Annotated in this window: 10 protein-coding genes and 1 pseudogene; 1 reads left to right on the top strand and 10 read right to left on the bottom strand. The window is 46.9% G+C overall.

Annotated features, from left to right (window positions below; translation table 11 throughout):
* Window positions 1-192 precede the first annotated feature (192 nt).
* Window positions 193-819, top strand: a complete 627-nt coding sequence (locus B3157_RS00140) for an SGNH/GDSL hydrolase family protein (protein WP_180979955.1) — start codon at window positions 193-195, stop codon at window positions 817-819.
* Window positions 820-1,104: 285 nt separating this feature from the next.
* Here B3157_RS00140 and B3157_RS00135 read toward each other — a convergent pair whose 3' ends face one another.
* From B3157_RS00135 to B3157_RS00090, 10 genes and pseudogenes are all read right to left on the bottom strand, one after another.
* The gene (locus B3157_RS00135) at window positions 1,105-1,653 is read right to left on the bottom strand and encodes a peptide deformylase (protein ID WP_103134952.1); all 549 of its coding nucleotides are present in this window, start codon (window positions 1,651-1,653) and stop codon (window positions 1,105-1,107) included.
* Window positions 1,646-2,272, bottom strand: coding sequence for an NUDIX domain-containing protein (locus B3157_RS00130; protein ID WP_214060350.1), 627 nt, complete (start codon window positions 2,270-2,272; stop codon window positions 1,646-1,648). The genes B3157_RS00135 and B3157_RS00130 overlap by 8 nt, the downstream gene beginning before the upstream one ends.
* 77 nt (window positions 2,273-2,349) lie before the next feature.
* Window positions 2,350-3,963: a phytoene desaturase family protein gene (locus B3157_RS00125; protein WP_292587856.1), complete on the bottom strand. Its 1,614-nt coding sequence runs from the start codon at window positions 3,961-3,963 to the stop codon at window positions 2,350-2,352.
* On the bottom strand, window positions 3,950-4,921 hold the full coding sequence (locus B3157_RS00120; RefSeq protein WP_214059865.1) for an SDR family NAD(P)-dependent oxidoreductase: 972 nt from the start codon (window positions 4,919-4,921) through the stop codon (window positions 3,950-3,952). Before B3157_RS00120 ends, B3157_RS00125 begins: the two co-directional genes overlap by 14 nt.
* Before the next feature lie 9 nt (window positions 4,922-4,930).
* Window positions 4,931-5,374: a nuclear transport factor 2 family protein gene (locus B3157_RS00115; protein ID WP_292587853.1), complete on the bottom strand. Its 444-nt coding sequence runs from the start codon at window positions 5,372-5,374 to the stop codon at window positions 4,931-4,933.
* A gap of 229 nt (window positions 5,375-5,603) precedes the next feature.
* The gene (lipA, locus tag B3157_RS00110; RefSeq protein ID WP_292587850.1) at window positions 5,604-6,461 is read right to left on the bottom strand and encodes a lipoyl synthase; all 858 of its coding nucleotides are present in this window, start codon (window positions 6,459-6,461) and stop codon (window positions 5,604-5,606) included.
* A complete protein-coding gene (gene lipB, locus B3157_RS00105; protein WP_292587847.1) occupies window positions 6,436-7,149 on the bottom strand; it encodes a lipoyl(octanoyl) transferase LipB in 714 nt (237 codons plus the stop codon). The genes lipA and lipB overlap by 26 nt, the downstream gene beginning before the upstream one ends.
* Before the next feature lie 11 nt (window positions 7,150-7,160).
* Window positions 7,161-9,464, bottom strand: a complete 2,304-nt coding sequence (locus B3157_RS00100; protein ID WP_292587845.1) for a penicillin acylase family protein — start codon at window positions 9,462-9,464, stop codon at window positions 7,161-7,163.
* A 329-nt stretch (window positions 9,465-9,793) separates the two neighbouring features.
* Window positions 9,794-11,824 (bottom strand): 5'-nucleotidase C-terminal domain-containing protein, encoded by a 2,031-nt coding sequence (locus B3157_RS00095; protein ID WP_214059870.1) that lies wholly within the window; start codon window positions 11,822-11,824, stop codon window positions 9,794-9,796.
* 301 nt (window positions 11,825-12,125) lie between these two features.
* Window positions 12,126-12,493: pseudogene (locus B3157_RS00090) on the bottom strand (hypothetical protein); the annotation flags it as partial.

Genomic DNA, 12,493 nt, shown 5'->3' with positions numbered 1-12,493 from the left:
AGAATAGCAGTTATGTTGCTCGATGTTAACGCAACGGTCGGTAGGAAGCGGCTCCGACATTTCTGCTCGCAGTATAGAGGAGGGTTACTATTATCGGAATGGTTCCACATAACGGCTCATTTCTCCTGCTTCTCTTTTGCCAGAGGGTCGAGAGATAATCTGCATTTGGATTGAATGGAGGGGTTGAGAAGAGTGCTTCTTAAAGAAGGGCAAAGAGTTCTCTTTCAAGGAGACAGCGTAACAGATGCCGGCAGAGACAGAGAAGACTTCTTTGGTCTGGGAAACGGTTACCCCGCTATTATTTCTGGGCTTGTCGGAGCCTCATATCCCGGGTTAAGAATAGAGTTTCTAAACAGGGGTGTCGGGGGCGACAGGGTGAAGGATCTTCGAGAACGCTGGAAAGCCGACTGTATTGATTTATCGCCAGACTGGATTTCAATGCTGGTCGGGGTAAATGACTGCTGGCGGTTCTATGACAGCAATGACAAGACCGAACCAGACATCTTCGAAAGAGACTATAGGTATCTGCTCGAATCAGTTGCCACTATCGGGGCGTCTTCAATAATTATGGAACCGTTCTTTCTCCCGTTAAGAGGCGAGATGGAGTCCTGGACAGAAGACCTTGGACCGAAGATTCAGATAATCAGAAGACTTGCGAGGGAATATGAGGCCATTTACGTCCCGCTTGACGGGATTTTCGCTTCTGCGGCTACAAGAAGAGAGCAGGGTTTCTGGGCAGAAGATGGTGTCCATCCCACTCCTGAAGGACACTTTCTTATCGCCCTCAAGTGGCTCAGTGCTATGAGTATTGCGATTTAACAATTGTCGAGAATGAGCAGATGAGGTGCCTACTGAGAATTCAATTCTCAAGAAGACTCATTGCTTGGCCGACACTCTCAAACTAGATAATTAGTTCTGCGCGTTGATCAGCGAATTCATTCTCTGTGAAGCTCATCCGGGCAAGCATTGTGAGCGATAAAACCAAGAGAAAATCGTTGTGCAATTTCCATGGAATCAATTCCGGTTTCTGGATTTTGGGAGCATTTGAGAACCGAAAGACTGGAATGGCAGGTGTAATAAGTAGAAGACAACTCAGGAAGCATCTCACAAAGTTGGCTCTATGGTGTAATTCACGAGACTGTCATAGTACTCGCGGTTCCTTTCGTATTCTGAACGGTAGATTATGCTTCTTGAGTCGAGCGCGTGGTCTATTGCGAGAATGCCATCAAGGTGATCTATCTCATGTTGAAGCAGCTCCGATTTTGCCTGATCGACTCCCTTCCACTCGTGTTCGATTCCCCTTTCATCTTCATACACGATATCTATCGAAAGACTTCTCTCGAGCCTAATAAGCAGATGTGGAAAGGACATGCAGTCATCCCACATGGTAAATGTGGACTTGTTGCGCTCGGTAATTCGCGGGTTCACAATAATGAAACTCCCCTGACCTAGATTGAGCGCAACCATTCTCTTAAGAATGCCGATTTGCGGGGCTGCGATACCACGGCCAAAGCCGTTTTCATTTCTGAATTCATGGAGGGCCTGCTTAAGCATAGCGAACTGCCCTAGCATCTCCTGGCCTCGAAAGTCAGTGACGGGAGATGATTTTTCCCGTAGCAATGGATTTCCAAGAAGCAATACTTCACTAGTCATAATCAACCTCCGAAAGGCCTTTGTCTCTTTTCAAGAGATTTGCAAGAGCTACTGCCGTTCCGAGGGGAAAGAGCATTGCGCTTGCTTCCAGGTAACCTGCGACAATCTCTCCTCCGGACGAGAGTATGTCTTCAAGCCCTATCTTGCGCTCAAGACTCCCGCAAAGCAACTCCTCCGGTATGGCAATCAATGCGCTCACCTCCTCGGGGTCGAGTTCGAAGGGAGCATCATCTGTGAAATATGCATTGAAGCACGCTATGAAGTACGGTCCTTTCTCGGGCAAGCTCTTTCGTCGATCAAGCATTTTGTAGATCATTCTGGGGGCTGGAGATGGAAGTTCGATGGTGTCGACAACACCTCCGTTTGACTGAACAATATCCGTCCGGGCTGAATGGGTTATTTCAACCGTCTTTCCAGTCTCTTCGACTGCTTCGCGTTTTGCTGCCTGGATGAACCCCTCGCCTTCTTCACAATGGCCTCCGATTCCAGCGAAGAACCTTTCCCCCGTCTCTGTTCGGTGCTTCCTTCCGGAAACCTGAAAGAGGTAGAGGTCCCGGTATTCTAGAATCAGTCCGGTGCCCTTTTCGGAATTATCTGGAATCAAACTGTTGATACTCATAATATTCTTTCCTTCGATACTCGATTGTTGATTTGCTCGAAACCCGAAAACACTGGTCTACAGATACATAGAGCTCGTTAGCCTTCAAATCGAGCGTTCTTAACGTTCTTTATGACGGAATCGGCAGCCAGTTTTCCAGTAAGTATGCTAATCGGTACGCCAGAAGGACTGTAAGTCCACTGGCCTGCCTGAAGAACATCCGGTATATGCGTCTTGACTGAGCTGTTTACTTTCATCATGCTGGAGACCACAGGTATCGGTTCTTCGAACGACCAGCCTACGATCGATCCCTCTGAGCTGCCGACATAATTCTCTATTGAAAGCGGGCTGCTGGAGAATGAAAAAAGAATCCTGTCTTTCAGAATCGGGTACACTGAGTTTGAGAGAACCTCGATTACTCTCTTCTCGAGTTCTTCTTTCAGCTCCTCGTACCAGCCGGATTCATACGCTCTTTTCACGATCTCGTATTCGAAGAGAGTGCTTACAATCAGGCCGGTCTTTCCTTGAGGGGCAAGGTTCTTGTCTTTGAGAACGGGGATCGAGATCTCGTAGGTACCCAGTTCGCAGAATCTGTCCAGCCAGCTCAAAACCTTCTCTTTCGAACTCTCCGACCAGTTCTCCAGAATGGACTTCATTTCGCTGCGATGAATTTCTCCCAATCCTTTCCTCGAAGGAGTATAGAAGAAGTGACCGCTGGCTATCGCTTCAAATTTTTCGGGAGGTTCATCCACCGCGATGAAGATGCTGAAAATAGAATCGGTACCGTGTTTCTTCGATATCTCGGATCTAAATTTGTTAACCATCTTTGCTGAGGTTTCGGGCAGGCCGTCTGTTTTCACAATTGAGTAAAGCTTCTTTAGGTCGGCAGCCCAAACTAGTTTCCTGTATTTGTAGGATCTTCCACCGGTATCGACAATTACTTTTCTTCCAGCATTGACCTCTGTTACTTCCCTACCTGTCTCGATTTCCCCGCCAAACTGGACTATCTTTTCTCTTACGCGTTCGGCCATAGTTCCAACTCCACCTTTTGGGTAGAAGTAATCCTGATAAAGGTAGAAGTAGCTCATGGCGAAAAAAGTCGGGGTGTTCTTGAAGAAATGCTGGTCTATTATGTCTCTCAAAGACCTATCTTCAACAATCTTCTCAAGAAATTCCTCTACGGGTATTTGGAATTTCCCGATTCTTCTGAGGGTGAGGAGGAACTTGAAGAGCCACGGCAAGTATACTTTCACAAAATATGATTTGTTGTTCTTGAAGTCCATGAAAAGAGGATTATCGACTCCATAAAGAATCTCCATGTCCTTCATAATCCTCTTTATGAATGAAATCACTCTCTCGATCTCTTCATCGCTTCCGGGATACATCTTTCTCAGAAGATCTGAATACTCCTTAAGACTCTCCTTTGAGGTCACACGTATGACAGTGTCTTCAATTCCCACCGATACGGGACTCTTGACTATTTCGATTTCTATTCCGAGTTCCCTGAGCATCGGCAGAATGATACCGGCGCTTTCAAGTGCTCTAACTCCTCCGTCAAACTGAAACCCATCCCTCCAGAAAGAGTTGATCAGGCCACCACACTTCTCGTTCTTTTCCAGCAGGAGGACTTTGGTCCCTGCTTTTGCAATATATGCGGCGCTGGTCATTCCAGCTATTCCTCCGCCAACGACTATAACGTCATAGGTCTCCATGATTGAGGCCCCCCATCCGCAGGCTTTCCTGCCAGAGTTCTTCAGCTGTTTCGGTATCAAGGGCCGGCGGGGCTGGAATCTCTTCGGTAGTCAAATTGAAGAATCTTCCACTTATGCCTTCTACATCGCGTGAAACACCCAGATAGTAAAGAGATTCAGCTGAAATCTCCGGTGAGCGGGAAAATCTGTCGACGAAATTTTTCTTGTACCATTTGTAAAATGCCCCGTTTTCTTTTCCTGTACCCGTTCTAACTGCACCGGGGTGCATAGCGTTGATTGTTACACCGCTCCCCTTGAAGTATTCGTTGAATACTATCATACTGAGAAGTTGGGCGGTCTTAGCGGAACCGTAGGCTTTGAGGCCATTGTAGTGTCTCTTCTGCCAGTTAAGGTCATCTGTCTTAATTCCCCACACAGCAAAGCGATGACCTTCTGAATTCACAAGTAATACCCGCGATTTCTCCTGTGCCTTAAGCTTGTCTCTTAAGATGTAGTTTATAACGAAAGAAGAGAGATAGTTCACGGCATATGTCATTTCAAGGCCATCGACAGTCAGTTCTTTTTGCTTAAGGAAGACTCCGGCATTGTGTATGAGGACATCTATGGGATCTTCAATCTTAGATAGCTCTTCCCCAACCCTCTTGCTGTCTTCTAGGCTGCTGAAGTCGGCTATCATGTATGAAGATTCAGCACCGAAGTCCCGTCTGAGCTCTTCGCACAGGCCTTCCGATTTCTCTTTGTTTCGGTTTATGGAAAGGATCCTTGCCCCATGGCTGGCATACTTCCTGCACGTATAGTATCCAATACCCGATGTGCCTCCGGTAACAACCACTAGGCGATCCTTGAAATCATCATTGCAAATCTTTGGATCAGACTTGTTGTTCTTCATCATCGCGCGAATGTTTGACCATTTGTATTGTTTCCAGTATTTGCGGATGGGGCTCCTGCCTCTCTCCATATGCAGCAACTACCCGAAGTGTTTTCTCATGAAACGCCTGTAAGGCTTTCTGAATGAAGGTATGTTGTCGAAGATAGTACCCCAAAGGTCATAGTAATCTCGCTGCTCGATTATCTTTCCCTCTTCACTAATAGATAGACGGCTCGCACCGTAAATCACGGAAGTCCTCGTCTTCTTGAAGAGTATCGTCATCTCCCATTCGACAAAGACCACGTTGTCTTCCTTAATGACTCTAAGAACAGCCATCTTCAGCTCTTTAGATCTCTCGGCAAGCCTTTCTGTCATTTTCTTGAATTCTTCGATCCCCCGGATTTCCTGGATCGTGTCTTTAAAGAGAATGTTGTCGTCATAGTAAGGAAGAATGTGAGACCAGTCCGGTTTCCCTTCGGTGTTGTAGGTCTTTGACCATAATTCTCTTATTTGATCCGCACTTGTTATACAAAACGTATCCACAATCACTACTCCCTAAAGCAGACAGGAGGAGAAAGCTTCCAAAATCCTGCATGTGCTTCCAGCAATTAGTTCGCAAAAAACATCTTAAGAAAATCGTATCACGGCGCCCCTTAAGAAAGTATATTTGGAGGATAACAAAATAGCAAGCTCTCGTTCCTCCTAATGAATTGTGAACAGGAAGCTTGAGAGAAGGAGTTTTCTCAATACAATACGTCCGATGAACGTCTCGCTACCGCAAACTAGAGAAACCCACTGCGGCATGATATGAGCTTCGAACGAGAGGACCAGATGCCACGAACAAGAACCCCATTTCCAGAGCGAAGGTCTTGAAATTTTCAAACTTCTCCGGCGTAACGTAATCGACGACCGGTAGGTGTTCATGAGAGGGCTGAAGGTACTGCCCAATCGTCAACATGCTGCAGCCGGCCTCAAGCAAATCGTTCATTACGGATCTAACTTCCTCTTCGTTTTCGCCCAGTCCAACCATTATTCCAGACTTGGTTACTATTGTAGAATCGATTTCCTTTACTCTTCTCAGAAGCTCAATTGAGCGGCCATAAGCCGCTCCGGGTCTGACCTTGTCGTACAAGGAAGGTACCGTTTCCACGTTGTGATTCAGCACGTCCGGATGCTCTCTGACGATTTTTTCTAGTGCCTTCCAGTTACCATTCAGATCAGAGATCAGCAGCTCGATTGTCGTATCAGGACAGTTCTTTCTCAATTCACGGACCACATCTACAAACTGAGAAGCGCCACCATCATCTAGATCGTCCCTTGTAACCGAGGTGATTACAGCGTGTCTCAGTTGAAGAATATGAACGGCGTTAGAAATGTTCTCCGGCTCCTTTGGGTCTGGAGAGCCGGGTATTCCTTTCGAAACGGCGCAGAATCGACAGCGCCTTGTGCATACGTTGCCTAGTATCATGAAGGTTGCGGTTCTGGAAGCGAAACATTCACCTACATTGGGACACCTCGCTTCTTCGCAAACGGTGTGAAGTCGTAGGCTTCGCAACATGATTTTTATGTCACTCACTTTACTTCTGTCAGCGTTAAGCTTTTCCTTAAGCCATTTTGGTTTCTCTATCACTTTGAACACTCTCCAGACATTCTCTCGAAATCTCCACGATCTTGCTTTCAAAGATAAGTGCGAACTTCTCTTTCACTCTCTCAATGATCTCACGGAAGTCTAAACTGACTATAAAATCATCCATCGAAACAACCGCATAGTCCTTTATTCCGCATGGATTTATCAGTTTGAAGTGATCTTTGTTCACCTGAACATTCAGAGCAAATCCGTGCATTGTGTACCATCTTTTTACCGCTATACCGACGGCGGCAATCTTCTCCTCTTTGACCCATACGCCCCTGTATTCCGGTTTTCTTCCTGCTTCTATACCGTAATCTTGCAACAACGTTATTACTACCTCTTCAAGAGAGTGCACGTACCAGGGAAGATTCTTCTTCCATTTTCCAAGATTCAGAATCGGATATGCAACAAGCTGACCCGGGCCGTGATAGGTTATATTACCTCCCCTGTCGGTGTCTTGGAGCGCGACCCCCAGGCGTTTGAGCTCACTCTCGTCAACCAGAAGATTCTCTCTTCCTCCCGACCTACCTATAGTCAGCACCGGTTCGTGTTCAAGAAGAATCAATATGCAGTCCGCTTTTCCAGTCATTACTTTTTCAAGCGCTCTATGCTGTATATTTAGCCCGTCAAGGTAGTTTGTGAGCCCATTAAGACTTATTGAATAGCAAGTTCGATTTTCCAAGGTCACTCAGCTCCAACCTAATCTGATTTTTCGGTAACTGAAGAAGGTAATATTCTAACCAATTCCGCATATTTCATGACTTCTTCTCGACTTAAGGGAGCGGGGCGGGTTTCTCCAGCGACCCACAACGCTACCTGATCGAAGAAATGAGGACTTCTCGGATCTTCGGATATCCCGGGCGGCAGAAACGCTCGAGAGTTGTCGATGTTCGAAAGGTCCACTACCTGAGTATAAGAATTTCCCAGCTGTGACCAGATGGTATTTGCTGAGGTTGTCGTGAGAGACGGCATGATTCTATTTGCATACGGAAGTATTGAGGGAAAACCCTCAAGATTAGCCTGATAGACCATCACTTGTGGTCTGACTTGAGAAGTGCCTTCTCGGATGTTGGCTGTTGCAGTCTCAATAACCTGATTGACCCAAACCGCGAGTTCCTCCTCGTCCGTCAACATGCCGTAGATCTCATTTTCGCTCAAGACGGAACGAAGGAGGAAAATGTTTCCCGCATGGCCTCCGCCGTATTTTGAGGCTAGAGTGGCAGTAGAAGAATCGACCCTCAAACTTCGATGCATTGTTTGGACAAGAGTCTCAGCAATATCTGCTGCCCTGCTGTTCTCAACCAGGCGATAGTCCCAATCACTGAAAACGTTTAGAAGCCTCGATGAGCTTTGAGACAACAGATTCCTTTGAAGCAAAATGCCGGCGAGATTGAGAAAGTCCCTGGCAATTGCCGAGACATTGTCTCGATGAATCTCCGAAAAGCTCTCAAGAGTGAATTCGTTCTGATTATCGAGAAGCTCGTAAAGTCTCATGCTTCTAGGGTTATGTCCGGTCCCTCCGGTGCCTATCGTTAGAGGATACGGGTACCACTCTCCGACGGGCAGGTGATTTGCACTGGCAACGAACCCCAAAGATGGATTCAAAACATGGGGAAGATCTTCAAAGGGCAAGTATCCTGTCCATTCCTCGTTACCCGTCCAGCCTATCTGGGGAAGGCCAAGTCTTCCGGAACGGATCGGGATTGCCGCAGCCGTATGGTATCCGATATTTCCCGACACGTCGGCATACACAACATGTATCCCAGGGAACATGTAATCGCTCAATCCGCCGGTGAATTCTTCCCAGTTTCTTGATCTCATCATGGATAACATGCCCGTTATCGGTGTCTTCATCTCGTCAATAGCAACGTATTTCAGTGAGAAGTTTTCTGCACGCCCTGCTCCTTTTAGAAACGAGTCTACGAGGGGACCATGAATAGTCTTACTAACTGTGATTTCAACCGGTTCTTCATCACGAACGTTAATGACCTCTGTGGTAGACTGCACAGGATACCAGACGTCTTTGAAGAGAAATTCGGATCTATCTTCACTTAGTCTCTCCTGAAAGAGGTCTCCATTGTCAGAACCGAGCGCAGTTGCACCCCAAGCGAGATATTCGTTCCAGCCAATGAGAAAGCCCGGCGAACCTGCAACGCAGATTCCTCTCACATTGTAGTTGCCACCGCTAAGATGTATTTCATACCAGAGAGAAGGAAGAGTAACGGCAATCTGCGGGTCGCTCTCAAGGAGAGGACTCCCTGTGAGAGTCTTGCTTCCCGATACCGTCCATGCATGGCTGGCCTTCAATGAGTCCCATTCAAAGCGCTCACTTGACTCACCCGGTCTTTCTTCCATAAGGCGTCGGTATGCGTCGGGGTCGGTTCGAAGGAAGTCGGATTCAGTTACAATCGCAGCTGAATTGTCTATAACGATCGGGTCTTGAGTTACGCCGCTCCGCAACCGCTGCTCGTAGTTTCGAAGGGCCGTGACTTCGTTTTGCCACGACCGATCGAATCTCTCTGATAGGCGCATCCACACAGCAATACTATCGGCAACCGTCCATGGATCCGGGACGATTCCAATCTCATCGAAGACAGGATTCAGGTTATCGAGATTAGTCTCAAGATAGTAGTTTACTCCTTCAGCATAGGCTTCGAGTATAGACTTCGTCTCACCGTCCAGATGATTGGCGATCTCTTGCGCGTGTTTGTAAAGCCCGAGCGTACGCATAAGCTTGTCCGACTCTAGCCAGTCCTTGCCGTAGATCTCTGACAGCTTTCCCGAGACTTTTCTGCGTGAGAGCTCCATTTGGAACATTCGGTCTTCTGCCGTTGCATAACCTGCTCCAAAAAAGAGCTCCGAATCCGTATCTGCATAGACGTGGGCAACTCCCCAGTAATCACGAATTATCTCTATCTGACTTGCAAACAACGTCATAGGAGAAGTTAAAAGAGCTGCAAGCATGAAGATTGTGAGTATCCAAAATCCAGTTTCTTTTCTCATGTTCACCCCCTAGATTCATCATCTAGAATGACCTTCCAATTATAGAGCACTCCATCCTCTGGATGAAATTGAGGCGAGTATCGCTCTTTTTGTGGCAGTCGAAATAGTAAAAGGGATCTCATTGTTGACTTAGCATACCTTTCCTGTGACCTTTGCAGGATTATGATGCAGGAATTCAAAGACTCATTTCATCCGTGAATTGCCTGAAAGGATTTATGACAGCGAAAGAGCTACGTGATAAATCTTCCATAGTGGAATAGGTTCATATGGGCTTTGTTGGGCAGAATAAGCGGAGAGGTTTCCCTCTCCGCTTCATCTAGTGATTCAGATCAATTGGCAGGATTAATTATTACTATTCTTCCCTCATTTACAGGAGCGATCGTTCCATGCCTTTCAACGTACTCCGCGAAGGCGTCTCTCAGGAAAGACTTTGTCACAATAGTCTTCTCCATTTCGAGGAACATTGTGAACTTGTCTCCTCCGCCCGTGAGGAAGTCGTTAGCCGTAAGGGTATAGGTCTTTTCGAGATCGAGAGGTACACCGTTGGATGTAACGGATATCAATCGCTCATACGGTGGTTTTGAAGCGTCGAATGTGTATTCAAGACCCGATACCTGTAAGAACTGACCGGCGGCGGCCGGGTAGGCCGAGATACCGTGTTCAAGGACGTCCCATATCTGCTTCCCGGTGGCCTTTACGGCAACTACGAGGTTGTCGAAGGGGAGAACGGTATATACGTCCTTTATTGTTATATCTCCCGCGGGAACACTTGCTCGAACTCCGCCTCCGTTCTGGATTGCGAAATCAGTCCCTGTCATCTCTCTCAGACTGTCGGCTATAGCGTTGGCCAGATTGGATTCTTTGAGGCGCACAGTTCCTCTTTCTCCATCGAGATCGACTTCGGTCCTTCCAATTACTGTACCGAGCCTATCGTCGAGCTGCGAGACATAACTCTCTACCACTTCAACCACTGCCTCATCCTGCGGCAGATTTTGGCTCATGAAGACGTGAGCAAAGTTGATACCGATTACCTCGCCTCTGTAGATATTTAGATTAGTCTTTGAGATCAGCTCTGCATGTTTACCTGAAGAGATTACCCAGCTTCCGTTTATCTTTTCCGGGAAAGCAACAACGTCTCTTCCGCCTTCAAATATCAGATCGTATCCGGAGACCTTTATCGGTAGTACTCTGTTTCCACCGTGCAAGTGTGCAAGGGCGAAAACCAGATCTACCTGGGGAGACACTTCATCCAGGACTCTCTGCGCGGCCGAATACTGCTCTTCAAATGTTATTCCGGCAACATTTCTGGGGTGTGTATACCAGGCGCTGCTGTCATCGGTAAGCCCCACAATCGCTATCTTGAGACCCGCAATCTCCTTGATTATGTATGGCTCAAGAAAGTATGGGGATTCTCCCAGGTATAAAGTATTGGCGCCAAGGAATGGGAAATTCGCAAGCTGGCTATTTCTTTCCATAACGTTGAATGGGAAATCGAAGTCGTGGTTGCCGAGTACCATCGCATCGTAACCCATCATGTTCATTATCTTTATTACAGGTTCACCTTCGAAAAGATTGGCAACATTTGTGTTATAGGGAGCATCTCCTACGTCGAGAAGGAGAAGGTTGGGCTGCATTGCGCGTTCGGTGTTGACAAAGTATGCCATTTTCTCAACCGCTCCGACGGGATATTTCGCCCCACTGGGGAAGTATGGCTCGATGTGACCATGAATATCTGCGGTCGCCAGAATGGTGATAATCGTGAAGTCTGGGTTTTCTACGAAGTTGGAAAGGATTTGCGCAGCTTCCTCTCTTCTCAGTGGTCTGTCAAGAGAAAGCAGCTCGGCAGGTGCGTAAACTAGCTCTCTAAGTTTTGCTTCATAATCTACAGGCTCATCTACTCCGAAAAGAACCTTTGCTACAGCAAGTCCGAATTCAGCTGCGGTTATTGGTTCAAACGGCCTGTATTCTCCGTTGACCACCTCTTCCGCACGGACCTTTATAAGCCCCTCGATGTATTCCTCTCCTTCGATATCGACGATATCTTTGGCAGATGGAACAACGAAAGCCTCATCAATAACACCAAGTGGATCGGTGTAGACGAACTTCTTCTCAACCTCTTCTTCGATCTTCATCGAATGAATCGTTGACAATTTGAATGTCTTGACAATCCACTCGGCCGCGTCAGCTCTTGAAAGAGCCTCAGCTGGATAGAAATACCCATCAAATGCCTCAACTATTCCCGAGGCATGAAGTTTTTCGATCGCAGCAGAATACGGACTGCCCGCGATATCTTTGAAGGTTGCAAAGGATAGAACACAAACCAGAATCAGCGCAATCAGTACGAACTTACTCCTCAACATGCTATCCCTCCTCTTTGTAAGGTGCTGTAATAATAAAAGAAACCATAAATCTCCAAAATTGATTCCACCCACGGACCGCGAAGCAATGCTAAGAATAGTATAATGCCGCGAAACGATATATCAAGCTCAAGTTTAGTCATTCATCAGTAACTGTTTCAGCGATTATAACAGCCTTACATAACGATACTCATAACTTGTTCGAAAACTCCCATATCTCTTCTGTAATCCTTGGAATTCCAGGTATCTAATGCATTGAGATTGTGTTCTAGCAAATATCATGTGGTGTTTCAATAATGAGAATTCATCTATCCGCACAATCTCCATAAGCGGAGGCCACAGCCAAGGGGCCAAGCGGGGGTGGGGTATAGGGTATAGGGTCTGGTAAGAGCGTTAGAAGCTGTTCTTGGAAGAGCGGCTGTTTGTTCGAAAGAGCGGTTGCGAGTTGCATGTTCCAAGTTGCAAGCATAAGAGCCGCTGCGCGCTTAAGAACAAAAACCCGCTGGTCGCTGCTCAAAACAACGTTGTCCGTCAACGGTCCTCGGTCCTCGAAATGGAGCAGTTGCAAGTTCTCAGTTCCAAGTTGCAAGCTGAATAAGAACCGGTTATCCGTTCTCGGTTCACCGTTCTCCGACAAGAGCAAGACCAGTTGCAAGTTGCAAGCCCTAAAGT

The organism is Mesotoga sp. UBA5557 (assembly GCF_002425715.1).
Taxonomy (GTDB): domain Bacteria; phylum Thermotogota; class Thermotogae; order Petrotogales; family Kosmotogaceae; genus Mesotoga.
This window is presented reverse-complemented; position numbering and strand designations above follow the sequence as displayed.

What these genes read in the sequence shown, in the direction of transcription:
- B3157_RS00100 (WP_292587845.1), bottom strand. Translation starts at nt 9,464, where the DNA reads ATGAGAAAAGAAACTGGATTTTGGATACTCACAATCTTCATGCTTGCA.
- B3157_RS00120 (WP_214059865.1), bottom strand. Translation starts at nt 4,921, where the DNA reads ATGGAGAGAGGCAGGAGCCCCATCCGCAAATACTGGAAACAATACAAA.
- B3157_RS00095 (WP_214059870.1), bottom strand. Translation starts at nt 11,824, where the DNA reads ATGTTGAGGAGTAAGTTCGTACTGATTGCGCTGATTCTGGTTTGTGTT.
- B3157_RS00130 (WP_214060350.1), bottom strand. Translation starts at nt 2,272, where the DNA reads ATGAGTATCAACAGTTTGATTCCAGATAATTCCGAAAAGGGCACCGGA.
- B3157_RS00125 (WP_292587856.1), bottom strand. Translation starts at nt 3,963, where the DNA reads ATGGAGACCTATGACGTTATAGTCGTTGGCGGAGGAATAGCTGGAATG.
- B3157_RS00135 (WP_103134952.1), bottom strand. Translation starts at nt 1,653, where the DNA reads ATGACTAGTGAAGTATTGCTTCTTGGAAATCCATTGCTACGGGAAAAA.